Source organism: Pseudomonas sp. Van50 (genome assembly GCF_055390755.1).
Map to the genome: position 1 here is coordinate 2250107 of NZ_AP024343.1, position 22852 is coordinate 2272958.

23 protein-coding genes and 1 pseudogene are annotated in these 22852 nt (G+C 60.8%); 12 read left to right on the plus strand and 12 right to left on the minus strand.

Annotation, left to right across the window (positions count from 1 at the left end; genetic code table 11):
• Positions 1–12 precede the first annotated feature (12 nt).
• Positions 13–1311, minus strand: coding sequence for a tricarballylate/proton symporter TcuC (tcuC, locus tag ACZ5M5_RS09910; protein ID WP_464738952.1), 1299 nt, complete (start codon positions 1309–1311; stop codon positions 13–15).
• Positions 1312–1538: 227 nt separating this feature from the next.
• On the opposite strand from tcuC, the gene ACZ5M5_RS09915 reads away from it, so the two are divergent.
• Positions 1539–2528: an FAD:protein FMN transferase gene (locus tag ACZ5M5_RS09915; RefSeq protein WP_464738953.1), complete on the plus strand. Its 990-nt coding sequence runs from the start codon at positions 1539–1541 to the stop codon at positions 2526–2528.
• A gap of 212 nt (positions 2529–2740) precedes the next feature.
• Positions 2741–4135, plus strand: coding sequence for a Si-specific NAD(P)(+) transhydrogenase (gene sthA / locus ACZ5M5_RS09920; RefSeq protein ID WP_003183399.1), 1395 nt, complete (start codon positions 2741–2743; stop codon positions 4133–4135).
• Positions 4136–4177: 42 nt separating this feature from the next.
• On the opposite strand, the gene ACZ5M5_RS09925 is transcribed toward sthA, so the two are convergent.
• Entirely contained in the window at positions 4178–4900 is a 723-nt protein-coding gene (locus ACZ5M5_RS09925; RefSeq protein WP_072407809.1) for a glycerophosphodiester phosphodiesterase, read from the minus strand.
• On the minus strand, positions 4897–5493 hold the full coding sequence (locus tag ACZ5M5_RS09930) for a PilZ domain-containing protein (RefSeq protein ID WP_103308894.1): 597 nt from the start codon (positions 5491–5493) through the stop codon (positions 4897–4899). Before ACZ5M5_RS09930 ends, ACZ5M5_RS09925 begins: the two co-directional genes overlap by 4 nt.
• A gap of 94 nt (positions 5494–5587) precedes the next feature.
• On the opposite strand from ACZ5M5_RS09930, the gene ACZ5M5_RS09935 reads away from it, so the two are divergent.
• The 3 genes and pseudogenes from ACZ5M5_RS09935 (at position 5588) to ACZ5M5_RS09945 (ending at position 8836) form a co-directional block, all read left to right on the plus strand.
• Positions 5588–6838, plus strand: coding sequence for a lipoprotein-releasing ABC transporter permease subunit (locus ACZ5M5_RS09935; protein ID WP_060738398.1), 1251 nt, complete (start codon positions 5588–5590; stop codon positions 6836–6838).
• Between the two features lie 7 nt (positions 6839–6845).
• On the plus strand, positions 6846–7529 hold the full coding sequence (lolD, locus tag ACZ5M5_RS09940) for a lipoprotein-releasing ABC transporter ATP-binding protein LolD (RefSeq protein WP_162843734.1): 684 nt from the start codon (positions 6846–6848) through the stop codon (positions 7527–7529).
• 63 nt (positions 7530–7592) lie between these two features.
• A pseudogene (locus ACZ5M5_RS09945) lies at positions 7593–8836 on the plus strand (lipoprotein-releasing ABC transporter permease subunit).
• Positions 8837–8937: 101 nt separating this feature from the next.
• On the opposite strand, the gene ACZ5M5_RS09950 reads toward ACZ5M5_RS09945, so the two are convergent.
• Positions 8938–10290 carry a heavy metal sensor histidine kinase gene (locus ACZ5M5_RS09950; protein WP_103308893.1) on the minus strand — a complete coding sequence of 451 codons (1353 nt, stop codon included), beginning with the start codon at positions 10288–10290 and terminating at the stop codon, positions 8938–8940.
• Positions 10287–10967, minus strand: coding sequence for a heavy metal response regulator transcription factor (locus tag ACZ5M5_RS09955; RefSeq protein WP_072407801.1), 681 nt, complete (start codon positions 10965–10967; stop codon positions 10287–10289). Before ACZ5M5_RS09955 ends, ACZ5M5_RS09950 begins: the two co-directional genes overlap by 4 nt.
• 152 nt (positions 10968–11119) lie before the next feature.
• Between ACZ5M5_RS09955 and copI the strand changes: the two genes are divergently transcribed.
• On the plus strand, positions 11120–11641 hold the full coding sequence (gene copI / locus ACZ5M5_RS09960) for a copper-resistant cuproprotein CopI (RefSeq protein ID WP_103308892.1): 522 nt from the start codon (positions 11120–11122) through the stop codon (positions 11639–11641).
• A 61-nt stretch (positions 11642–11702) separates the two neighbouring features.
• Positions 11703–12533, plus strand: coding sequence for an NADPH-dependent 7-cyano-7-deazaguanine reductase QueF (gene queF, locus ACZ5M5_RS09965; protein ID WP_060738393.1), 831 nt, complete (start codon positions 11703–11705; stop codon positions 12531–12533).
• A gap of 184 nt (positions 12534–12717) precedes the next feature.
• Here queF and ACZ5M5_RS09970 read toward each other — a convergent pair whose 3' ends face one another.
• Together ACZ5M5_RS09970 and ACZ5M5_RS09975 are read right to left on the minus strand one after the other, a co-directional pair.
• Positions 12718–12981, minus strand: a complete 264-nt coding sequence (locus ACZ5M5_RS09970; protein WP_060738392.1) for a DUF4404 family protein — start codon at positions 12979–12981, stop codon at positions 12718–12720.
• 109 nt (positions 12982–13090) lie between these two features.
• Entirely contained in the window at positions 13091–13711 is a 621-nt protein-coding gene (locus ACZ5M5_RS09975; RefSeq protein WP_103308891.1) for a phosphatase, read from the minus strand.
• Positions 13712–13912: 201 nt separating this feature from the next.
• On the opposite strand from ACZ5M5_RS09975, the gene ACZ5M5_RS09980 reads away from it, so the two are divergent.
• The 3 genes from ACZ5M5_RS09980 (at position 13913) to rssC (ending at position 16612) form a co-directional block, all read left to right on the plus strand.
• The gene (locus ACZ5M5_RS09980; protein ID WP_060738390.1) at positions 13913–14602 is read left to right on the plus strand and encodes an MlaA family lipoprotein; all 690 of its coding nucleotides are present in this window, start codon (positions 13913–13915) and stop codon (positions 14600–14602) included.
• 346 nt (positions 14603–14948) lie between these two features.
• Positions 14949–16130 carry a two-component system response regulator RssB gene (gene rssB / locus ACZ5M5_RS09985; protein WP_060738389.1) on the plus strand — a complete coding sequence of 394 codons (1182 nt, stop codon included), beginning with the start codon at positions 14949–14951 and terminating at the stop codon, positions 16128–16130.
• A complete protein-coding gene (gene rssC / locus ACZ5M5_RS09990) occupies positions 16130–16612 on the plus strand; it encodes an anti-sigma factor antagonist RssC (protein ID WP_025212773.1) in 483 nt (160 codons plus the stop codon). The genes rssB and rssC overlap by 1 nt, the downstream gene beginning before the upstream one ends.
• Positions 16613–16816: 204 nt before the next feature.
• Here rssC and tal read toward each other — a convergent pair whose 3' ends face one another.
• From tal to ACZ5M5_RS10015, 5 genes are all read right to left on the minus strand, one after another.
• A complete protein-coding gene (tal, locus tag ACZ5M5_RS09995; RefSeq protein ID WP_092197315.1) occupies positions 16817–17743 on the minus strand; it encodes a transaldolase in 927 nt (308 codons plus the stop codon).
• Positions 17744–17920: 177 nt separating this feature from the next.
• Positions 17921–18916, minus strand: coding sequence for a tRNA dihydrouridine(20/20a) synthase DusA (gene dusA / locus ACZ5M5_RS10000; protein ID WP_464738954.1), 996 nt, complete (start codon positions 18914–18916; stop codon positions 17921–17923).
• A 110-nt stretch (positions 18917–19026) separates the two neighbouring features.
• Positions 19027–19875 (minus strand): metallophosphoesterase, encoded by an 849-nt coding sequence (locus tag ACZ5M5_RS10005; protein WP_464738955.1) that lies wholly within the window; start codon positions 19873–19875, stop codon positions 19027–19029.
• The gene (locus tag ACZ5M5_RS10010) at positions 19841–20440 is read right to left on the minus strand and encodes a putative adenosine monophosphate-protein transferase Fic (protein ID WP_464738956.1); all 600 of its coding nucleotides are present in this window, start codon (positions 20438–20440) and stop codon (positions 19841–19843) included. Before ACZ5M5_RS10010 ends, ACZ5M5_RS10005 begins: the two co-directional genes overlap by 35 nt.
• The gene (locus ACZ5M5_RS10015) at positions 20440–20610 is read right to left on the minus strand and encodes a YhfG family protein (RefSeq protein ID WP_003199786.1); all 171 of its coding nucleotides are present in this window, start codon (positions 20608–20610) and stop codon (positions 20440–20442) included. Before ACZ5M5_RS10015 ends, ACZ5M5_RS10010 begins: the two co-directional genes overlap by 1 nt.
• Positions 20611–20762: 152 nt before the next feature.
• Between ACZ5M5_RS10015 and ACZ5M5_RS10020 the strand changes: the two genes are divergently transcribed.
• Both ACZ5M5_RS10020 and ACZ5M5_RS10025 read left to right on the plus strand, forming a co-directional pair.
• The gene (locus ACZ5M5_RS10020) at positions 20763–21983 is read left to right on the plus strand and encodes a putative DNA modification/repair radical SAM protein (protein ID WP_103308883.1); all 1221 of its coding nucleotides are present in this window, start codon (positions 20763–20765) and stop codon (positions 21981–21983) included.
• Positions 21974–22852 carry a TIGR03915 family putative DNA repair protein gene (locus ACZ5M5_RS10025; RefSeq protein WP_464738957.1) on the plus strand — a complete coding sequence of 293 codons (879 nt, stop codon included), beginning with the start codon at positions 21974–21976 and terminating at the stop codon, positions 22850–22852. The genes ACZ5M5_RS10020 and ACZ5M5_RS10025 overlap by 10 nt, the downstream gene beginning before the upstream one ends.

The following is a 22852-nucleotide window of genomic DNA, read 5'->3' on the forward strand; positions in this document are numbered from 1 at the left end:
GATGGCGATCTGTCAGGCGCCGCTCACCATCGAAGCTTGTGCGGTCCGCAGTTCATGCCGATTGCCCTTGAACAACACCAGGGTCGCAATCAGCCCCAGCACCGCCGCCCCACTGAGCCATATCCCCGGTGCAGCCTTGTTGTCGAGCACATGGATCAGGTAGGTACAGGCTGCCGGAGTAAATCCGCCGAACGTTGCTGTTGCCAGGCTGTAGGCCAGGGAGAAACCGGTGGTGCGTACCTCGACCGGCATGATTTCCGTCAAGGCCACCACCATGGCACCGTTGTAGGATCCATACAGGAACGACAACCACAGCTCGACGATCAGTAGATGGCTGAAGCTGGGGTTGGCTACCAGCCAGGACAGCGCCGGATAGGCCGTCAGGATCGCCAGGATCGTCGCACCGAGCAGCAGGGGTTTGCGTCCGATCTTGTCGGAAAACGCCCCCATCACAGGCAGCCAGAAGAAATTCGACAAGCCGATGCACACCGTGACCAGCAGCGCATCCAGGTCCGACAGGTTCAATTCGGCCTTGCCGAAGGTCGGTGTGTAGGCGGTGATCAGGTAGAACGACACGGTAGTCATCACCACCAGTGCCATGCCGGCCAAGACAATGCCGAAGTTCTGACCGATGGAGCGGACAATTTCCGACAGGCTGGGGCGGTGTTTTCTTGCTTGGAATTCAGGTGTTTCTTCCAGCGAACGACGAATCATGAAGATGGCCGGGACAATCATGCAACCCACCAGGAACGGTACGCGCCAGCCCCAGTCGCCCATCTCCTGGGGGCTCAGCCAGTGATTGAGGCCAACCCCCAGCAGGCCGGCAAACACCACCGCCGCCTGTTGGCTGGCGGATTGCCAACTGACAAAGAAACCCTTGCGCCCCGGCGTGGAGATTTCCGCCAGGTAGACCGACACACCACCCAGCTCCACGCCTGCGGAGAAGCCTTGCAGCAATCGGCCCAGCAGCACCAGCAAGGGGGCCACCACGCCGAGGACGGCGTAACCTGGCACGCAGGCGATCAGTATGGTGCCCATGGCCATCAGCGCCAGGGTGATGATCAAGCCTTTGCGACGGCCATGGCGGTCGATGTAGGCACCGAGAAAAATCGCCCCCAGAGGGCGCATCAGGAACCCGGCACCGAACGTGGCCAGGGACAGCATCAGCGAGGCGAACGCACTGTCGGCGGGGAAGAACGTCTTGGCGATGGCCGTGGCGTAGAAGCCGTAGACCATGAAGTCGAACATCTCCAGGAAGTTGCCGCTGACAACGCGAAAAATCGCCTTGCCGTTGCTCGTGGTGGAAGACATGGGTAGGTACTCACTCTGGCAAATCTTGTATGGGGGCGTTGTATCCCCTGTGGGAGCGAGCTTGCTCGCGATAGTGGTGGATCAACCAGCATCGATGTAGCTGACACGCCGCCATCGCGAGCAAGCTCGCTCCCACAGGTTCGCGCATGCACGCGCTGAAGCTCATAATGGCCGGCGCGGTTTTGAGGGGAGATGAAGATTTGTTAACTGGACGGTGGGGAAGGCTTGTGGTGCTGGCCGGCGTGTTGTCCGGTTGTGGCAGCGGCGACACCCTGGAACGTTTCGACGGCCCGACCATGGGCAGTCATTATTCCATTCAGTACGTCAGGCATTCCGCCGGGCCCGCGCCGAAAACGGTGCAGGTCGAGGTGGAAAGCATCCTTGCCGAAGTGGATCGGCAATTCTCGACTTATCGCAGCGATTCGGACGTTGAGCGCTTCAACGCATTGCCGGCCAACAGTTGCCAGGTCATGCCTGGGCCGGTCCTGGAGTTGATCCGCGTGGGCGAGCAGTTGTCGGTTCAAAGCGATGGGGCCTTTGATCTGACCGTGGAGCCGCTGTTGAACCTGTGGGGCTTCGGGCCCCAGTCCCGGGAAGAGAAAGTGCCGACTGCAGAAGCCTTGGCCTTGGTGCGCCAGCGCGTCGGTCATGGTCATTTGCGTATTGAGGGCGACCGGTTGTGCAAGGACGCCGCGGTGGAAGTCGACTTCAACAGTATCGCCGCCGGTTATGCCGTCGACCGCATCGCCGCCAGGCTCCAGGCCTTGGGCATCGACAGTTACCTGGCCGAAGCCACCGGGGAGCTCAAGGCGGTTGGGCGCAAACCCGATGGTTCGGCCTGGCGCATCGCCCTGGAAGAGCCCCGGGATGACCGGCAAGTGGCGGAGCGTGTCATCGAGGTCAACGGCTACGGCGTTTCCACCTCGGGTGACTACCGTCATTATTTCGAACAGGGCGGTCAGCGTTATTCCCACACCTTTGATGCACGTACTGGTGCGCCGGTCCTACATAACCTGGCGTCAGTCACGGTGATTCATCCTTCGGCGCTGATGGCCGATGGACTATCGACGCTGTTGCTGATTCTCGGCCCTGAACGGGGTTGGGACTATGCCCAGAAACAGGGCGTCGGGGTATTTTTCGTATTGCGGGACAATGACCGTTTCGTCGTTCGCACCAATGAAGCATTTGAACGGATGACGGGCGGAAAACCTCAATGATGACAGCGCCCTGAAAGGTCACCTGTGGCGAAATAGCGCAGGCAAAACTAGCCTACGACGCGACCAAGGGGTAATGTGCGCGGCGTTGACGCTTCTATAGACTGTGGCCGGGCTCGTGAACCGGCCTGAAAATTGTTCCTTCATGCCGCAGGCCGGCATGATTTAGCCGCCGATGCCTAGTGAGGCGTCGCGGCCTGTTCTGAGGAGTACGCATGGCTGTCTACAACTACGACGTGGTGGTACTGGGTTCCGGCCCGGCGGGGGAAGGCGCGGCAATGAACGCGGCCAAGGCAGGGCGCAAGGTGGCGATGGTCGACAGCCGTCGGCAGGTCGGCGGCAACTGCACCCACTTGGGTACCATCCCGTCCAAGGCCTTGCGTCACTCGGTCCGGCAGATCATGCAGTTCAACACCAACCCGATGTTCCGGGCCATCGGCGAGCCGCGCTGGTTCTCCTTCCCGGACGTGCTCAAGAGCGCCGAGAAGGTGATCTCCAAGCAAGTGGCCTCGCGCACCGGCTACTACGCCCGCAACCGCGTGGACGTGTTCTTCGGCACGGGCAGCTTTGCCGACGAGCAGACGGTCGAAGTGGTCTGCGGCAATGGCGTGGTCGAGAAGCTGGTGGCCAAGCACATCATCATCGCCACCGGTTCGCGCCCCTATCGCCCGGCCGACATCGATTTCAACCATGCGCGGATCTACGATAGCGACACCATCCTGAGCCTCGGTCACACCCCGCGTAAGCTCATCGTCTACGGTGCTGGCGTGATCGGTTGCGAATACGCCTCGATCTTCAGCGGCCTGGGTGTGCTGGTGGAGCTGGTGGATAACCGCGGCCAGTTGCTGAGCTTCCTGGACTCGGAAATCTCCCAGGCCCTGAGCTATCACTTCAGCAACAACAACATCACCGTGCGCCACAACGAAGACTATGACCGGGTCGAAGGCGTCGATAATGGCGTGATCCTGCACCTCAAGTCCGGCAAGAAGATCAAGGCCGACGCCTTGCTCTGGTGCAACGGCCGTACCGGTAACACCGACACCCTGGGTCTGGAAAACATCGGCGTGAAGGTCAACAGCCGCGGCCAGATCGAAGTCGACGAGAACTACCGCACCTGCGTGCCGAACATCTACGGCGCCGGTGACGTGATCGGCTGGCCGAGCCTGGCCAGTGCCGCCCACGACCAGGGCCGTTCGGCCGCCGGCAGCATTGTCGACAACGGCAGCTGGCGCTTCGTCAACGACGTGCCGACCGGCATCTACACCATTCCGGAGATCAGCTCGATCGGCAAGAACGAGCAGGAGCTGACCCAGGCCAAGGTGCCGTACGAAGTGGGCAAGGCGTTCTTCAAGAGCATGGCGCGCGCGCAGATCGCCGGCGAGCCGCAAGGTATGCTGAAGATCCTGTTCCACCGCGAGACCCTGGAAGTGCTGGGCGTGCACTGCTTCGGCTACCAGGCGTCGGAGATCGTGCACATCGGCCAGGCGATCATGAACCAGCCGGGCGAGCTGAACACGCTGAAGTACTTCGTCAACACCACGTTCAACTACCCGACCATGGCCGAAGCCTATCGGGTAGCGGCCTATGACGGGCTCAACCGGCTTTTTTGAGCGGCTCCGGCCGGTGGCCTGAGCCGGCCGGGGAGACCGATTTCAGCCCTTCCCAAGGGTGGCAGTGGCCAAACCGGGAAAGTCTGTAATCAGGCTGTCAGCGCCAAAGTCGGCGAGCCTGCGCATCAGCGCGGGTTCGTTGACGGTCCAAACCGATACGTGCAGGCCTTGACGCTGTGCCTTGATCAGGCGTTCCGGCGTGCACAGGGTCCAGTTCAGCGCCAGAATCTCGCAGCCGTAGCTCTGGGCGACCTTCAACGGGTCGAGCCAGGCGTATTCGGCCACCAGTCCGCGGGAGATGTCCGGGGTCAGGTCCAGGGCCGCCTTGAGCACTTCCCGGGAACTGGACGTGATGGTGATTTTGTCCAGCAGCCCGAACCGCTGGGCCATTTCGCGGATGCCCAACACGGTGGCCGCAGCGCGGGTGCGCGAAGCGCTCTTGACCTCCAGTTGCCAATGCTCGAAATCACACGTCTCGAACAGCTCTTCCAGGCGCGGAATCGGGCACGGCTTGATCCAGCCCGGGCCGCCCTTGCGCGCATCGTAGGTCACCAGTTCGGCGGCGGAATGTTCCACCACCTTGCCGCGGCGGTCCGTGGTGCGCTTGAGGGTCGGGTCGTGGATGACCATCAACTCGCCGTCCATCGAAAGATGCAGGTCCAGCTCGCAACGGCGTACGCCGTGCTTGAGGCACTCCTGAAAACCGGTCAGGGTGTTTTCCGGCGCTTCGCCCTTGGCGCCGCGGTGGCCATAAATGAGGGTCACGGTTCTTCCTTATTGATACCTGATTCGGTCAGTTCCCGGGCCAGGCGCCGTTCTTGCGCCTGTTTCTGCAGGATGTAGCGGGCCAGCAACTGGCGCTGGGCGTCGGTGGGGCGTTCGAACTCGGTGCCCACGTCGTAGCCGTCGCCCTTGGGGTCGCAGTGGGTGACCCGCGCCCGCAGCAGCAAGCCGAGGGCCTGGGGCATCAGTACCAGCTTGATCGACAAGTGGGCGCCGACGGCGATTGGGGTGGGGTATTGGAAGTCGACGCCGCCTTCGGAAATGATCACCGGCTGTGGCTCGCCGATTTCGCCGAGCACCGTCAGGGCAATGACCTGGCTGAGCAGGTCGATGCGTTTGTTCATCGCCTTGAGGTACGCCGCGACGCTGCGTTCGCGCTCGCTGATCTGGCGCAGCAGGTGCTGTGACTCGAATTCGCTCAGGTGCAGTTCACTGAGCAGGTTGAACAGTGGAGAAGCATCCTGCAACACTTCCTGGCCAGCAGCTTCAGGAATGGAGAGGGGCCGAATTTCCAGTGCGATCGTGTCCTCGATACGGTAGTATTCGCGGCGATCTTCTTCATCTAATGTCGACATGGCGAACCCATGGTAGCGGCGGTGGTCTGAGTGTAAAGCTGGTTTGTGACCCCCGCCACAAGGACGTTCCTTTTCCCTCCGAACAAGCCCCGACATGTTCAGACCTCTCTTCGTATTTATCGGCACGCGTTATACCCGTGCAAAGCGTCGCAATCATTTCGTATCGTTCATTTCCCTGACGTCCATCATCGGACTGGCCCTTGGCGTGGTCGTGATGATCGTCGTGCTCTCGGTGATGAACGGCTTCGACCATGAGATGCGCACCCGCGTGCTGGGCATGGTGCCCCACGCGACCCTCGAAACCGGCGAAGCCATCGGCGACTGGCCGAGCCTGGCCGCCAAGGTCAAGCAGAACCCGCAGGTGTTGGCCGTGGCGCCATTCATCCAGATGCAGGGGTTGCTGACCAACGACGGCAAAGTGTCCAAGGTGTTGCTCAATGGCATCGACCCCGGACTCGAGCGGCAGGTGTCGATCATCGATAACTTCATGCAGCAGGGCAAACTCGACGACCTGGCGCCCGGCAGCTTCGGCATCGTCATCGGCGACAAGGCCGCGGCCAAGCTCGGCGTTGCCATCGGCGACAAGCTGACCTTCGTCGCCCCGGAGGTCACCGTGACCCCGGGCGGCATGTTCCCGCGCATGAAACGCTTTACCGTGGTCGGCATCTTCCATGTCGGCGCCGGCGAGCTGGACGGTTACCTGGGGGTCACCAACCTCCAGGACCTGGCCCGCCTGCATCGCTGGAAACCGGATCAGGTCCAGGGCCTGCGGTTGAAGTTCGATGACCTGTTCCAGGCTCCGCGTGTGGCCTGGACCATCGCCCAGCAGCTTGGCGAAGACCGCTACTACGCCCGGGACTGGACCCGCACCCACGGCAACCTGTACCAGGCGATCCGCATGGAAAAAGCCATGATCGGCCTGCTGCTGTTGCTGATTGTCGCCGTGGCGGCGTTCAACATCATTTCCACGCTGGTGATGGTGGTGAACGACAAGAAGGGCGACATCGCGATCTTGCGCACCCTCGGTGCCACGCCAGGGCAGATCATGCGGATCTTCATGGTCCAGGGCACGGTCATTGGCGTGATCGGTACGTTCGTGGGGGCCCTGGTCGGGATGTTCGCCGCACTGAATGTCAGCGCCGCGATCGCCGCCCTCGAGGGCCTGATCGGGCACAAGTTTCTCAACGCCGACGTGTACTTCATCGACTACCTGCCATCGCAGTTGCAGTCCGATGACGTGTTGATGGTCTGCGGCGCCGCGTTGGTCCTGAGTTTCCTCGCCACCCTGTATCCTGCCTGGCGTGCCGCGCGCACCCAGCCTGCGGAGGCGTTACGTTATGAGTGAGTCGGGCATGAGTGAAAAAGCGATCTTGAGCTGCCGCAACCTGGGTAAATCCTACGAGGAAGGCCCGGAGTCGGTGGTGGTGTTGTCGGGCCTGCAACTGGAACTGCACCCGGGCGAGCGCGTGGCGATTGTCGGCACCTCCGGGTCCGGCAAAAGTACCTTGCTCAACCTGTTGGGCGGTCTGGATACGCCGACCGCCGGCAGTGTCTGGCTGGCCGGCGAAGAACTGTCGGCGCTGAACGAGAAGGCCCGTGGTCTGCTGCGCAACCGTTCCCTGGGTTTCGTCTACCAGTTCCACCATCTGCTGCCCGAGTTCACCGCGCTGGAAAACGTCTGCATGCCGCTGTTGATCGGCCGCACGGCGATTCCTGAGGCCCGTCAGCGCGCCACGGCGTTGCTGGAGCGGGTAGGGCTGGGGCATCGCCTGGAACACAAGCCGGCCGAACTGTCCGGTGGCGAGCGTCAGCGCGTGGCGATTGCCCGGGCCCTGGTCAACAAGCCTGGTCTGGTAATGCTCGATGAGCCGACCGGCAACCTCGACTCCCACACCGCCCAAGGCATCCAGGACTTGATGCTGGAGCTCAGCACCTCGATGCGCACGGCGTTCCTGGTGGTGACCCACGACATGAACCTGGCCCGGCAGATGGACCGCGTCCTGCACTTGCAGGAAGGTTGCCTGACGCCCATCTGACCGACCGAAACCCGACACTTGGAAACAGTGCCGGGTCTTTTATTTTCATACGGTGCCCCGCGAATGTTCAGACCGTTATCGATCTTTATCGGCACGCGCTATACCCGCGCCAAGCGCCGCAATCGCTTTGTTTCGTTCATCTCCATGACCTCGATGATCGGCCTCGCCCTGGGTGTGCTGGCAATGATCGTGGTGTTGTCGGTGATGAACGGCTTCCAGCGCGAGATGAGCTCGCGCATCCTCGGCATGGTGCCCCACGCCACGATCGTCGGTGTGAACCCGATCGACGACTGGCAGCCGGTGGCCGCCGCGGCGCTGAAGAACCCCGAAGTCACCGCCGCTGTGCCGTTTACCGAGATGGAAGGCATGCTGAGCCATAAAGGTTCGATGCAGCCGATCCAGATCAGCGGCATCGATCCGGCCCAGGAAGGCAAGGTGTCCATCGTTGCCCAGCATATCGTCCAGGGGCGTCTCGATGCCTTGAAGCCGGGCGAATACGGTGTGGTCATCGGCGAGATCACGGCCCGGCGTTTCCGTTTGAATGTCGGTGACAAACTGACGTTGATCGTGCCGGAAGTCAGCACCGCGCCGGGGGCATCACGCCGCGGATGCAGCGCTTGAACGTCGTGGGTGTGTTCAAGGTCGGCGCCGAGCTGGACGGCTCCATGGCCCTGATCCACCTGGCCGACGCCGCGCAGATGCAGCATTGGCAGCCGAACCAGGTGCAAAGCGTGCGCCTGGCGGTGAAAGACTTGTACGCGGCGCCAAAGGTCTCCGGTGACATCGCCACTGGCCTTGGCGCGGATTACAAGGCTGACGACTGGACTCATACCCAGGGCAGCCTGTTCAGCGCCATGAAAATGGAAAAAACCATGATTGGCTTGCTGTTGCTGATGATTGTCGCGGTGGCGGCGTTCAACATCATCGCCACGCTGATCATGGTGGTGAACGACAAGGGCGCGGACATCGCGATCCTGCGTACCATCGGCGCCACGCCGCGGCAGATCATGGCGATCTTCATGGTCCAGGGCACGGTGATTGGTGTCGTCGGCACGCTCATCGGTGGCGTGCTGGGGGTGATCGCGGCGTTGAACGTCAGTGCACTGGTGGGCTGGCTGGAACGGGTCAGCGGCCAGCACATCTTCAGTTCCGATGTGTATTTCGTCAGCAACCTGCCGTCGGAGCTGCAGCGTGGTGACGTCGTGCTGATCTGCTCGGCCGGGTTCATCCTGAGCTTCCTCGCCACCGTCTACCCGGCATGGCGCGCGGCGAAGATCGAACCGGCGCAGGCGTTGCGGTATTCCTGATACCCCGTAGGTCTGGATGCTTGCCAGGCCTGTGGCTTTTTTTTGGAGCGCTTCGCGCTCCAGCGGGAGCAAGCTCCCTCGCCACAGGGGTTGTGTCGGGCTTAATCCCCCTTCGGCAATTCGATCAGGAACCGCGTCCAGCCTTCGGCCGATTCACAACGGATCTGCCCGCCATGGGCGCGGATGATCGAGCGGGTGATGGCCAGTCCAAGCCCCGCATGTTCGCTGCTGCCTTCCTGGCGGGCCGGGTCGGCGCGGTAGAAGCGGTCGAACAGGCGCGGCAGCAAGTCCGCTGCAATTCCTTCGCCACTGTTCTCCACACTAACGCTCACTCCTTGAGTCGCATCGACAATGTGCACCCGCACTTCGCCGTCAGCGGGGGTGAAGCGCAGGGCGTTGTCCAGCAGGTTGGAGAGCGCCCGGCGCAACATGTTGCGGTCACCCTCTATGCGGCCATCGCCCTCGCGGCTCAGGCGGACGTTGGTGTCTTCGGCCAGCGGCGCGAAGAAGTCCAGCAGCACGTCCACTTCCTCGGCCAATTGCAGCGGTTCGCGATTGAGCGCCAGCAAGCCGTGGTCGGCCTTGGCCAGGTACAGCATGTCGTTGACCAGTTGCGCCATCCATTGCAGTTCTTCGAGATTGCTGTGCAACGCCTCGCGGTAATCCTCCAGGGGGCGTTCGCGAGTGAGGGTGACTTGGGTGTGGGTCAGCAGGTTCGACAGCGGCGTGCGCAACTCATGGGCGATGTCGGCAGAGAACGCCGAGAGCCGCTGAAACGCATCGTCGAGGCGTCCGAGCATGGCGTTGATGCTGTGGGCCAATTCCGCCAGTTCGGCGGGCATCTGCTCTTCGGGCAGGCGGGCGTTGAGGGAACGGGCCGAGACGTTGCCGGCGATGGCGCCCATGCGTCGCAACGGCCGCAGGGCCCGCCGGGCGGCCCAGGCACCGAGCAGGGCGGTGGCCAGGGCCGAAAGGCCGACGGTCAGCCAGATCAGCCTTTGCATGCGTTGCAGGAAGTGCTGGTGGTGGGTGATGTCCAGCAACAGGGTCAGTTGCGGTGAATCGGCTCGGTCGGGATACAGCGGTGCATTCAACACCCGGTAATCGTTGTCGGCATCGCTGAGGGTCGACAGGCCGGGCCGCTCCGGCAACTGAGCCGGAATCCGGATCGAACTGTCGTACCAACGCACGCCATCGCTGCCTTTGATGCGCAGCGCCAGGTCGGCCTGACGGCTCAGCTCATCTTCCAGCCGGCGCTGGGTCTGCTCGGCGTTAAGGTCTTGCAGGGCGCGGCGCAGGCCGATCAGCTTGCCTTCGAGCAGTTGCTGGTCCAACTCGATGAAGTGTGCCTCGCTGCCACGGCTGAACAGCACGCCGGCAAACAACGACACCACTGCCGTGCAGGCGGCGAACAGCAGCGCCAGGCGGCTGCTCAGCGACCACCGGCCCCTCACAGGCTGCGCTCTTCAAGCACATACCCCATGCCCCGCACGGTGTGGATGAGCTTATTGGGGAACTCATCGTCGATCTTGATGCGCAGGCGCCGGATGGCGACCTCGATGACGTTGGTGTCGCTGTCGAAGTTCATGTCCCAGACCTGGGACGCGATCAGCGATTTGGGCAGCACTTCACCCTGGCGGCGCAGGAGCATTTCCAACAAGGCGAACTCCTTGGCGGTGAGGTCGATGCGCCGACCGCTGCGTTCGACGCGACGGCGGATCAGGTCCAGGCGCAAGTCGGCCAGTTGCAGGCTGGTTTCCTGTTGCGTCGAACCGCCTCGGCGCAACAGGCTGCGCACCCGCGCCAGCAACTCGGAAAAAGCAAAGGGCTTGACCAGGTAATCATCGGCGCCCAGCTCCAGCCCGTGGACCCGATCCTGTACCGCGTCCCGCGCGGTGAGGAACAGCACCGGGGTATCCAGGCCAGCCCCGCGGACGGCTTGCAGGATCTGCCAGCCATCGCGGCCGGGCAACATCACGTCGAGGATCAGCAAGGCGTATTCACCGCTCAAGGCCAGTTGCTGACCGGTGATGCCGTCGGCCACCAGGTCGGCGTTGAACCCGGCTTCGCCCAGGCCTTGGCGCAGGTATTGGCCGGTTTTGGTTTGGTCTTCGACGATCAGCAGTTTCATGGGCGGCTCAAGGCTGGGTTGGGACAAGGGCGTTATACCGTGGCAGGCGGGCTGGTGGCGCAACCTGACAAAGTTGTAATCGAGCTGTCAGCCGACTGGCAGGGCTGCAGCGATAGAGTTTCCCACACGCTGAATCCGATTGGAGTATGGACATGTTGATGGGAAACCGCTTGATCCTGGCTGCTTGTGCACTGGCCCTCAGTGCGCCGCTGTGGGCATCGCCCGGTCATTTCGATTTTGGCCAGCCCGCGCCGGCGGCCAAGGCCAGTCGCAGCATTGACGTGGTGATGGGCGATATGACGTTCGATCCCGGAGCCCTTGATATCAAGGCCGGCGAGACGGTTCGGTTCGTGCTGATCAATAAGGGCCAGTTGCTCCACGAGTTCAACCTGGGCAACGCGGCCATGCACGCCGACCATCAACAGGAAATGCTCAAGATGCAGCAGAGCGGCCAGTTGATGCCAACCGCGATGAAGCCGGGGATGGATCATGCCGCCATGGGCCACGACCAGGCGAGCATGCGCCACGATGACCCCAACAGCGTGTTGGTGGAGCCGGGCAAGACCGCCGAGCTGACCTGGACCTTCAGCAAGGCCACGCGCTTGGAGTTTGCCTGCAATATTCCCGGTCACTACCAGGCCGGGATGAAGGGCGACCTGACAGTCAGTCAGTAAGCACTCAAAGCCTGCGGCAAAGGCTGATAGAATCCGCTGATTCTTCAGTCAGGTTTCCGTCATGCATCCCGCAGCCGAACATTCGCCGCTGGGCAAATCCAGCGAATACATCGCCACGTACACGCCGTCACTGCTGTTCCCGATCCCGCGCACCGCGAAATGGGCGGAACTGGGCCTGACGGCCGAGACCCTGCCGTACAAGGGCGTGGATTTCTGGAACTGTTTCGAGCTGTCGTGGCTGTTGCCGTCCGGCAAGCCGGTGGTGGCCATCGGTGAATTCGCGATTCCGGCGGATTCGCCAAATATCATCGAATCCAAATCCTTCAAGCTGTACCTCAACTCCTTGAACCAGACCCCGTTCGCCGACACCGCGAGCCTGGAAGCCACCCTGCGCCAGGACCTGTCGGCTGCGGCCGGCAAGGCGGTGGGTGTGCGAATCCGCAGCCTCAAGGACGTGGAGCGTGAAGGCATCGTGGCGCTGCCCGGTACCTGCATCGACGATCTGGACATCAGCGTCGACTCCTACGCACACCCGCGCCCGGAGCTGCTGCGCTGCGATGCTTCACGCATCGTCGAGCAAAGCCTGCACAGCCACCTGCTCAAATCCAACTGCCCGGTGACCAGCCAGCCAGACTGGGGCAGCGTGGCGGTGGAATATCGCGGCGCTGCCCTGGACCCGGCCAGCCTGCTGGCCTACCTCGTCAGCTTCCGCCAGCATTCCGATTTCCATGAGCAATGCGTGGAACGAATCTTTCTCGACCTGCAGCGCTTGCTCAAACCGGAGAAATTGACGGTGTATGCGCGGTATGTAAGGCGTGGTGGGCTGGACATCAACCCGTATCGCAGTACCGAAGATGTCCAACTGCCGAACCACCGCCTGGTCCGTCAGTAAACTTTTCTTGTGGAGGTGAGCTCTTGTGGGAGCGAGCTTGCTCGCGATGAGGGCAGCACATCCAAGATTGAGGTTGGCTGATACACCGCTATCGCGAGCAAGCTCGCTCCCACAGGGGATGCATTGCAGGCACGTGAAACTAAAAAGCCCTGCTAGATAGCAGGGCTTTTTGCATGCGAAGGGTTCAGATCCCCATGTTGCCCAAGGCTTGCACGATGTTGCGCAAGGTCCCGGCCAGCGTGGGGTGCTCCAGCTCGAAGCGTTCGACAGCCAGGTTCACATTGTCAGCGAGGTTGGTGTCCTGTGTTTGGGTTTCCAGTTCAAGCTCGAATTCGATCTGTTCCATCAGCGCCTGCAGGTCGGCGCGTTCGGCTTCGGACAGGGGTGGATTCTGGTCCAATTGCTCGCGCAGTGTGTTGAGCTGGTCTTGCAATTCGCGGGCAGGCATTGGCGTACTCCCTTTATTGATAGGCACAGCCATGGACCGCGACGCTGCGTCAAAAGTCCATGGCCTGCCTTAAGAGTAATCCACACTGACGCGCCCTGCATGATCCCGGTCAGGGCTTCTCGCCTTTAATGCGGCGCAGGCAGATATCGGCCAGGCAAGTGTCGAGCTCGCCCAAGTGATCGATCACTGAATGCACCCCGAGGCCGAACAATTGCACGGTGGCCTTGGCGCGTTTGGTTTCCCGCGCCTGTTGGCTCAATGCCTGCCACTCGGCGGGCGCCAGGCCACACAAAGAGCCGCAGGATGCCAGTCCGATCGTCCATAAACCTGCATTGAGCCCTGACTGCAACAACCGCGGTTCGCCGCTGACCAGCACGCAGCCGTCCAACTGCTGGACGTTCAGCGCCATCAGCGCTTGCCAGCAGGCATGCGGTGCTGGCCATGGATAATTTGTTGCGGGAAGTTGCGGCGCTTTGATGGACGTGGGCAATGAAGCCGCCAGGCTATGGCTGATGGCGGGAGGCAATTCGTCGAGCCAGGCGCAGGGGATATTCAGATGTTGCAAGCGTTGCAGGCTTTCCAGGGCTCCGGGTGTCGGCTGGGCGTGATCCGCTGGTGCTGCCCCTGGCTGACGAATGCGCGCCCCGAAATCCACCAGGCATCCGCTGAGGCCAAACAGTACGGCGGTCAGGCTGGGGACGGGGAGGGGCAGGGCTTCGGCGCGGGGCATGGGAACGTCCTTGAAATAACCAGCAGCCTAATGGGCTCCGATGACAGTCCGGTGACAGTGAGATGAAGGCTGCCAGTTGCGGAAAAGTCCTACGGCCTGGGTGTTTTTCGGTGCTGCCTATCCACGCGTTCCGTCTTATACTAGCCAGCTTACCGCCTGGGCTCGGCGCCCTTGCCTGAATAATCCAAGGAGTTTTTCCCTATGCGCTGGAGCCATCGTCTAGCTCAGCTGAGTCTTTCCGCTTGTGTCCTGCTGGTTCCGTTCGCCACTCAGGCCGCGACGGAAGAAGATCCTTGGGAAAGCATCAACCGTCCAATCTTCACCTTCAACGACACCGTCGATACCTATGCGCTCAAGCCACTGGCCCAGGGTTATCAATACGTGACGCCGCAGTTCCTCGAAGACGGCATCCACAACATGTTTCGTAACATCGGCGACGTCGGCAACCTGGCCAACAACGTGCTGCAGGCCAAGCCGGCCGCCGCCGGGGTCGACACCGCCCGGTTGATCTTCAACACCACCTTCGGCCTGCTGGGCTTCTTTGACGTGGGCACCCAGATGGGCCTGCAGCGCAGCGATGAAGATTTCGGCCAGACCCTTGGCTACTGGGGCCTGGGCAGTGGTCCGTATGTGATGCTGCCGCTGCTGGGGCCAAGCACCCTGCGTGACGCACCGGCCAAACTGGTCGATGACTACACCGCTCCTTATCGTTATATCGATAACGTCTCGGTGCGTAACTCCATTCACGGCCTGAACATCGTCGATACCCGCGCCAGCCTGTTGTCGGCCGAGAAGATGGTGAGCGGCGACAAATACGTCTTCATCCGCAATGCCTACCTGCAGAACCGCGAATTCAAAGTCAAGGACGGCCAGGTCGAAGACGATTTTTGATTTCGATTTGTAAAACCACAGAGGGCGGCCCAAAAGGCCGCCTTCTGTGCTTTGGCGTCGTGTTTGAGCGGGTTTGATCCTTCCATTGAGTTACGCTTCGCTCGGTTCTTATAACTCTCTGTGCTTTGACAAATAAAGACGGCAAGCGGCTATCTGCATGAGCTTGAAACGCCCCGCGGATGGGAGTACCGTCTGCGCCTTAGAAGGGCACCTCTGATGTAAGGGCGTGTAGGGCAAAGGCCTGAAGCCGGTACGACAGAGAGGCTAGAAAGCGAATCCAGTAGTGCGTGCCAGGCCAGACCGCCCAGCCCGCTACGCCAACCTAATTCTGGCGCCGTTTGCCCACATGCCAAAAACCAGTGCCACGCTGCTGATAATCGATGATGACGAAGTGGTGCGAGCCAGTCTCGCAGCCTACTTGGAAGACAGTGGTTTCAGCGTCCTGCAGGCCAGCAATGGCCAACAGGGTCTTCAGGTATTCGAGCAAGACAAGCCCGACCTGGTCATCTGCGACCTGCGCATGCCGCAGATGGGCGGACTCGAACTCATTCGCCAGGTGACCGAGCTTTCCTCGCAGACCCCGGTGATCGTGGTGTCGGGCGCGGGCGTGATGAACGACGCAGTCGAGGCATTGCGCCTGGGCGCGGCGGATTACCTGATCAAGCCCCTTGAAGACCTCGCGGTGCTCGAGCACTCGGTACGCCGGGCCTTGGACCGTTCGCGGCTGTTGGTGGAAAACCAGCGCTATCGCGAGAAGCTGGAAACCGCCAACCGCGAGCTGGAAGCCAGCCTGAACCTGTTGCAGGAAGACCAGAACGCCGGGCGCCAGGTGCAGATGAACATGCTGCCGGTCAGCCCCTGGACCGTCGACGATTTCCGTTTTGCCCACCAGATCATCCCGTCGTTGTACCTGTCGGGCGATTTCGTGGACTATTTCCGCGTCGATGAGCGGCGAGTGGCGTTCTACCTGGCGGATGTTTCCGGCCATGGCGCGTCCTCGGCCTTCGTGACGGTGCTGTTGAAATTCATGACCACGCGGCTGCTATTCGAATCCAAGCGCAATGGCACGCTGCCAGAGTTCAAGCCGTCGGAAGTCCTTGGGCATATCAACCGAGGCCTGATCAGTTGTAAGCTGGGCAAACACGTCACAATGGTCGGTGGAGTCATCGACGAGGAGACTGGTTTGTTGACCTATAGCATCGGCGGTCACTTGCCGTTGCCTGTGTTGTATACGCCAGACAGTGTTCGTTACCTGGAGGGGCGTGGTTTGCCGGTGGGCCTGTTCAACGAGGCCACCTACGAAGACCACGTACTGGAATTGCCACCGACATTCAGCCTGACGCTGATGTCTGATGGCATTTTGGACCTTTTGACAGAACCTACACTCAAAGAGAAAGAAGCGGCCTTGCCTGAACGGGTAAGCGCAGCGGGCGGCAGCCTGGAAGGCTTGCGTCAAGTGTTTGGATTAGCCACGCTCGGGGAGATGCCGGATGATATCGCCCTGTTAGTGTTGAGCAGGAACCTTTGATGAGTACCGGTAGAATCCAGTTCGCCGAGCAGGACGGCACCTTCGTCCTGAAGTTTGTCGGTGAAGTGCGCCTGACCCTGTGTTCGGCGCTGGATGCGACTATTGAGCGGATCTTCACCGCGCTGAACTTCAGCGCCATCGTGATCGACCTGACCGAAACCCGCAGCATCGACAGCACCACATTGGGCCTGTTGGCCAAGCTGTCGATCCTGTCGCGGCAAAAGGTCGGCCTGCTGCCGACCGTCGTCACCACCCACAATGACATCACCCGTCTGCTGCAATCGATGGGCTTCGACCAGGTGTTCAACATCGTGGGCGACCCTGTGCCGTGTCCGGAATGCCTGGACGACCTGCCTGACCAGGATCAGTCGGAAGAGGAAGTGCGGATCAAGGTGCTTGAAGCCCACAAGATCCTCATGGGGCTCAACGATTCCAATCGTGAAGCGTTCCATGATCTGGTGAATGCGCTGGAGCGGCCTTGAGCCCTGGGCTTCGTGTAGGCTGCACCGGCTTTATCGCGAGCAAGCTCGCTCCCACAGGTTTTGTGGTGTTCTGACATCCCTTGTGGGAGCGAGCTTGCTCGCGATGGCGTTTGCCGACCCGCCACATCGCTTAAGCCAAGCAAGCCGCATAAAAAAGGGCGAACCCAACCAGGTTCGCCCTTTTTGCATGCCGGCTGAATCAGCTCAAAGCTTGGCTTGCAGCAACGCCTCCAGTTTCTCCTGGTCCCGGGCAAACTGACGAATACCTTCGGCCAGTTTCTCGGTCGCCATGGCGTCCTCGTTGGACAACCAGCGGAACTGCGCTTCGTCGAGGATCAAGCGCGCCTCCCCGGCTTGCCCTGGCGCCAGCTTGCGCTCCAGCTTGCCTTCGTCGGCGGCGAGTTTTTCCAGCAGGTCCGGGCTGACGGTCAAGCGGTCGCACCCGGCCAGTTGCTCGATCTGGTTGAGGTTGCGGAAGCTCGCGCCCATGACCACGGTCTTGTAGTCGTTGGCCTTGTAGTAGTTGTAGATGCGCGTCACCGACTGCACGCCCGGATCATCCGCGCCGGTGTAGTCGTTGCCATTGGCTTTCTTGTACCAGTCGTAGATACGGCCCACGAACGGCGAAATCAGGAACACCCCGGCATCGGCACAGGCCGCGGCCTGGGCGAAGGAGAACAGCAGCGTCAGGTTGCACTGGATGCCTTCACGCTCCAGCTGTTCGGCTGCACGAATGCCTTCCCAGGTGGAGGCAATCTTGATCAACACCCGATCCCGGCCAATACCGGCCTTTTCGTACAGGTCGACCAGACGATGCGCACGCTTCAACATGGCCTCGGTGTCGAACGACAGGCGCGCGTCCACTTCAGTGGAAATACGCCCCGGGATCACTTTCAGGATTTCTTGCCCGACCGCTACGGCAAAACGGTCGCTGGCCAGGCCCACATCGCCCTTGCAGTCCGCCACGCAGGCGTTCAGTTGCTCGGCATAGCCTTGAATGGCCGACGCCTTGAGCAGCAGGGAAGGGTTGGTGGTGGCGTCCACGGGTTTGACGCGGGCGATGGCCTCGAAGTCGCCGGTATCGGCCACGACGGTGGTGAATTGTTTGAGTTGTTCCAGCTTGGAAGTCATGAGCGTGCTCTGTCCTATGGGTCCGTTGACATTACCCGAGGGCCGGCAGCCACTCAAGGGCGTGAAGAGGTATCGACGGCCCCAGCGGCAACAACCTGAAAACGGCTGTTTGAAAGGCCGGGGCGGTATCGCTAGATACGATGCCAAAACAGCGTGCAGGTTCAAAGCAAGTGACGGTTAACGCCCTTCCAGCAGTTGCCCCGCCTGATCCAGCAACGCCAACGGATCCTTGGTTTTGTGAATGTCTACCGACAACAACTGCCGAAACCGCCGCGCCCCCGGAAACCCGGTGCCCAGCCCCAACACATGACGAGTGATGTGATGCATCGCCCCGCCAGCGGCCAGGTGATCGGCAATATAAGGCCGCAACTGCGCCAGCGCCTCGGCCCGGGTGATGATCGGTGCGGTGCTGCCAAACAACTGCTGATCCACTTCGGCCAGCAGATACGGGTTGTGATAGGCCTCGCGCCCCAGCATCACTCCGTCGAACGTCTGCAGATGCTCGTGGCAGGCCTCCAGCGTCTTGATCCCACCGTTGAGCACAATCTCCAACTCCGGAAAATCCGCCTTCAACCGCGCGGCCACGTCATAACGCAGCGGCGGGATGTCGCGATTCTCCTTCGGCGACAGCCCCTCCAGAATCGCAATCCGCGCATGCACGGTAAAACTCGTGCAACCGGCCTCGCGCACCGTCCCGACGAACTCACACAACTGCTCGTAACTGTCCCGCCCATTGATCCCGATGCGATGCTTGACCGTCACCGGAATCGACACCGCATCACGCATGGCCTTCACACAATCAGCCACCAACCCCGGATGCCCCATCAGGCACGCGCCGATCATGTTGTTCTGCACCCGGTCGCTGGGGCAGCCGACGTTGAGGTTCACCTCGTCGTAGCCGTGCTCCTGGGCCATACGGGCGCAGGCGGCCAGGTCGGCAGGCACGCTGCCGCCCAGTTGCAGGGCCAGGGGATGTTCGGATGGGTGATGGCGCAGGAAGCGTTCGTGGTCACCGTTGAGCAGCGCGCCGGTGGTGACCATTTCGGTGTAAAGCAGGGCGTGCTTGGAGAGGATGCGTAGGAAGAAGCGACAGTGGGCGTCGGTCCAGTCCATCATCGGCGCCACGCTGAAGCGCCGAGAGAGAAGGTGTGATGGAATATGTTCTATGGGCATGGGGATCGGATGCAAATTGCGAAAGGGGCACAGTTTATCAGGTCTGGGGTGGCGTGAATGAGAGGGCGCTCGTACCCCGACATTCAGAGTAATAACCCCCCGCCCTGACCTTACTCGCTCATGCGGGTGCTCACGACGGTTTCGAATTGGATTTCTATCAGGCTTAACGCGCCATCAGCAAATCCACAGCCCGTATCGATATAGACGACATTGCCCAGCCTCATGACCCCGGATACGGTTGAGTGCCCTACATAGAGCTGGCTTATTCCGTTAATGGAAGAGTGATCTTGCCGCTCGATTTTTTTCCTGGCATACAGCGCTGTTTTCAGGGCTTGTCGTTGATTCGACTTTCCAGATTTTCCGCTAATAGCGTCCTTCGCTTCCTGCCAGCCATCGTTACTTTTAATGATTGGAGCTTCGGCATGTACTACTCCAATTGTTTGATCGCTTGATAGATTTATTTCAATGATCAGCGGAAGCGCTTGCAAGGCTTGCAGGAGTTCATGTTGAAGAGTCGGTTGTAACTCGTAGAGCCAGGCCCCACCATTTCGGATATGCCTAGGTATATTCCCGTGGCCGGAGACGCAGTCAATGAGCATCTGCTCATGATTGCCGCGCACGGCATGGAACCATGGTTTCTCAAGCCAATTCAGTACATCTGTAGAGTCGGGGCCTCGGTCGATGAGGTCACCCACAGAAAAGATACGGTCTGCTTCGGTATTGAAATTTACTTTGCCCAAGGCTTTTTTCAGAAGCTTGAAATGCCCGTGAATGTCTCCCACTACAAAGTCACGACCTTTTTCGTTGGGTGGGAAGGAGTTTGTCGTGAGCATTTTTAGTGCTTTAGCAGATGTTAGTTGCTGACAACTGTAGCACTTTGACGGAATGCACCGTAAGGCACTGAGCAGGGTGACGTCGAGGCGATCAAAGTTGAATCGTTTGCCCGATACATTTCTCAAAAACCTGCTCCATAGGCTCCATGACGCAGTTATAAGCCGCGATATTGGCGTAGATCCACTCGTCCTTCTCAATCCCCCACCAACTGATTTCAAACCCGGCGTTCATGATCAGGTGTTCAAACAGAATACGCTGGGCACGGCCATTGCCTTCGCGGAAGGGGTGTACGACGTTGATGTCGGAATAGGCCTCTGCAACGGCGACGATCAGCTCAGCCCGCTCCATGCCCTCGAACCAGTTGGCCGCTGCCATGTTCATGAAGATCTTGTTGGCTTCCGCCTCCATGTACTGGGGTTGGCAAAAGCGGGTGGCTTGCTTGGACATGCCGACGGTGCGCAACTCGCCGGCCCATTCGAACAGGTCTGAAAAGAGGATTCGATGAATGTTTTGAAGGTAGGCCAGGCTGTAGGGAGGAGGGCTGAATTCGACGTTGTCCGCTGCGATGGCCGAGAGTTGTTGTTCGGCTTCGCTTAGGGTCGGTTCGTCACGGATATTGAGTTTGTTGCGAAGGACCGTGGAGCCGGGGTAGCAATAAGCGTCTTCGCCGACTCCATATTTGTCAGCCATCAGGTTCTGGTCTGGGTGAAGGCCTTCAAGACCTCTTCGCGCGTTGGCATTTTGCGTTCGCCGTCCGCGAAGGTCGTTTTGAAGCCTTCCAGGCGCAGGCTAGCCGCGTAGTTGGATCTGCGCGTCCTGGCGGCATAGGCCTTTTTGGTTTCAAGGCTGACATTGCCCATGGGGCTGGACCTCAATCGCGTTGGTTGGCCGATTATAGCCCATCCCACTCACGGCCTGGGCGACTCATGGCAGGTGTTGAATTGACCAATGGCGCTTGCATCGCGGCGCTTCTCAAAATACTGTGTTTATATCCAGTATCTGAGTTCACTTCATGCAACTTATCGCCAAGCTCGGCATTCTTGCCGATGCTGCCAAGTACGATGCTTCCTGCGCCAGCAGCGGTGCCCCTAAGCGTAGCTCCCGTGGTCGTGAGGGGCTGGGGGCCACCGATGGCATGGGCATTTGCCATAGCTATACGCCGGATGGGCGCTGCGTTTCGTTGCTGAAGGTGTTGCTGACCAATTTTTGCCTGTACGACTGCCAGTATTGCGTCAACCGTCGTTCCAGCAATGTGCCGAGGGCGCGTTTTACGCCGGAGGAGGTGGTGCGGTTGACCCTGGATTTTTATCGCCGCAACTGCATCAGTGGGCTGTTTCTGAGTTCCGGCATCATTCGCTCGGCCGATTACACCATGGAGCAGTTGATACGAGTGGCGCGGTTGCTGCGGGAAGAGCACCAGTTTCGTGGCTATATCCACCTCAAGACCATTCCCGATGCCGATCCGCTATTGATCGAGGAAGCGGGGCGGTTGGCTGATCGTTTGAGCGTGAATATCGAACTGTCCTCCGATATCAGCCTCAAGCGTCTCGCACCGGAAAAGCAGTTGACGACCATCCGCCAAGCCATGGGCACCATCCACCAGGGGCAACAGGCGGTGGCCGGTGAGCCGCGGGCGCCTCGCTTCGCTCCGGCCGGGCAGAGCACGCAGGTGATTGTGGGGGCCGATGCCACCGATGATCACGCCATCCTGAGCAACGCCGAGTCGCTCTACCAGGGGTACGGTTTGCGACGGGTTTACTATTCAGCGTTCAGCCCGATTCCCGACAGCCCCGCCAGTGTGCCCCTGGCAGCGCCGCCGTTGCTGCGCGAGCATCGGCTGTATCAGGCCGATTTTCTCATGCGCGGTTATGGCTACAAGGCAGGCGAGCTTTTGAGCGAAACCCACAACCTGGACTTGGACATCGACCCGAAGCTGGCATGGGCGCTGGCTAATCGCGAGGTGTTCCCGCTGGATATCAATCGTGCCGAACCCGCCTTGTTGGCGCGTATTCCGGGGATTGGCCTGCGTAGTGTGCAACGCCTGGTTGCGTTGCGCCGGGAGCGGCGGGTGCGTTATGACGACTTGGTGCAGTTGCGGTGCGTGCTGGAGAAGGCGCGACCGTTCATTGTCACCAGCGATTACCGGCCTGCCGACGCCCAGGTGCGCAGTGGTCTGCTGCGGGCGCGGTTGCGTGATCCCCAGCGGCCGGTGCAGATGGGGCTTTGGTCGTGATTGCCCTGGATTGCGGGGATGATTTCGCTACGTGGCGGGACCAGGCTCGAACGCTGCTCGGCCAAGGCATCGACCCGAGCGATGTCACGTGGGCCCAGGGCCCAATGGCCGACTTGTTGGCCGTGCCGGCACCGCTGCCCCTAGGGCCGGGCCCGTTCCGTACGCGGGTTCCCGCAGCCTTGCTGACCCAACTCGAACAGGCTGGTCGCTACCAGGGCGAACAACGTTGGAATCTGCTGTATGAGGTGCTTTGGCGGGTTGCCCACGGCGACCGCACGGCCATGCTCGCGGGCGACCGCCTGGGCAGTGAGCTGCAGCGACGGATCAAGCAGGTCCAACGCGAGGCTCATCACCTGCATGCCTTCGTGCGCTTCGTTCCCTTGCCGCAAGCATTGGCCGAGCAACTGCAACTGGATCTGGTCGCCTTTCATCAACCGGCCCATGACATCCTCGAAAGTGCCAGCGGCCATTTTGCCGAGCGGTTGGGGCAACAACGCTGGCTGATCGCAACGCCTCGCGACGGTATCCGTTTCGATGGGCAGTCGTTGGATTACCAGCGACGTTGCCCCGAGCAGTGGCAGCATTGGGCACGTCACGCTGAAGATCCCGGCGCCGAGCTGTGGCGGACCTATTACAGGCACATCTTTAACCCGGCGCGGCTCAATCCCCAGGCGTTGCGTCAGCACATGCCGGGGCGATTCTGGCAGCACTTGCCGGAAGGAGAGTTGATTCCGCGCCTGGTGGGTTTGGCGCGGCGGGGGAAGCAGCGGGATGGGCAGGCGTTGGAGGTGGGGGAGAAAATGGGCAAGCGGATTATTGTGGGTGTGGGTGAAGGCACCGGGTTAAGACAGTGCCTTGCTCCTGAGTAA

Coding starts and splice junctions, on each gene's coding strand:
- tcuC (WP_464738952.1), bottom strand. CDS start 1,311: ATGTCTTCCACCACGAGCAACGGCAAGGCGATTTTTCGCGTTGTCAGC.
- sthA (WP_003183399.1), top strand. CDS start 2,741: ATGGCTGTCTACAACTACGACGTGGTGGTACTGGGTTCCGGCCCGGCG.
- ACZ5M5_RS09930 (WP_103308894.1), bottom strand. CDS start 5,493: ATGTCGACATTAGATGAAGAAGATCGCCGCGAATACTACCGTATCGAG.
- ACZ5M5_RS09935 (WP_060738398.1), top strand. CDS start 5,588: ATGTTCAGACCTCTCTTCGTATTTATCGGCACGCGTTATACCCGTGCA.
- lolD (WP_162843734.1), top strand. CDS start 6,846: ATGAGTGAAAAAGCGATCTTGAGCTGCCGCAACCTGGGTAAATCCTAC.
- ACZ5M5_RS09955 (WP_072407801.1), bottom strand. CDS start 10,967: ATGAAACTGCTGATCGTCGAAGACCAAACCAAAACCGGCCAATACCTG.
- copI (WP_103308892.1), top strand. CDS start 11,120: ATGTTGATGGGAAACCGCTTGATCCTGGCTGCTTGTGCACTGGCCCTC.
- queF (WP_060738393.1), top strand. CDS start 11,703: ATGCATCCCGCAGCCGAACATTCGCCGCTGGGCAAATCCAGCGAATAC.
- ACZ5M5_RS09970 (WP_060738392.1), bottom strand. CDS start 12,981: ATGCCTGCCCGCGAATTGCAAGACCAGCTCAACACACTGCGCGAGCAA.
- ACZ5M5_RS09975 (WP_103308891.1), bottom strand. CDS start 13,711: ATGCCCCGCGCCGAAGCCCTGCCCCTCCCCGTCCCCAGCCTGACCGCC.
- ACZ5M5_RS09980 (WP_060738390.1), top strand. CDS start 13,913: ATGCGCTGGAGCCATCGTCTAGCTCAGCTGAGTCTTTCCGCTTGTGTC.
- rssB (WP_060738389.1), top strand. CDS start 14,949: ATGCCAAAAACCAGTGCCACGCTGCTGATAATCGATGATGACGAAGTG.
- rssC (WP_025212773.1), top strand. CDS start 16,130: ATGAGTACCGGTAGAATCCAGTTCGCCGAGCAGGACGGCACCTTCGTC.
- tal (WP_092197315.1), bottom strand. CDS start 17,743: ATGACTTCCAAGCTGGAACAACTCAAACAATTCACCACCGTCGTGGCC.
- dusA (WP_464738954.1), bottom strand. CDS start 18,916: ATGCCCATAGAACATATTCCATCACACCTTCTCTCTCGGCGCTTCAGC.
- ACZ5M5_RS10010 (WP_464738956.1), bottom strand. CDS start 20,440: ATGGCTGACAAATATGGAGTCGGCGAAGACGCTTATTGCTACCCCGGC.
- ACZ5M5_RS10015 (WP_003199786.1), bottom strand. CDS start 20,610: ATGGGCAATGTCAGCCTTGAAACCAAAAAGGCCTATGCCGCCAGGACG.
- ACZ5M5_RS10020 (WP_103308883.1), top strand. CDS start 20,763: ATGCAACTTATCGCCAAGCTCGGCATTCTTGCCGATGCTGCCAAGTAC.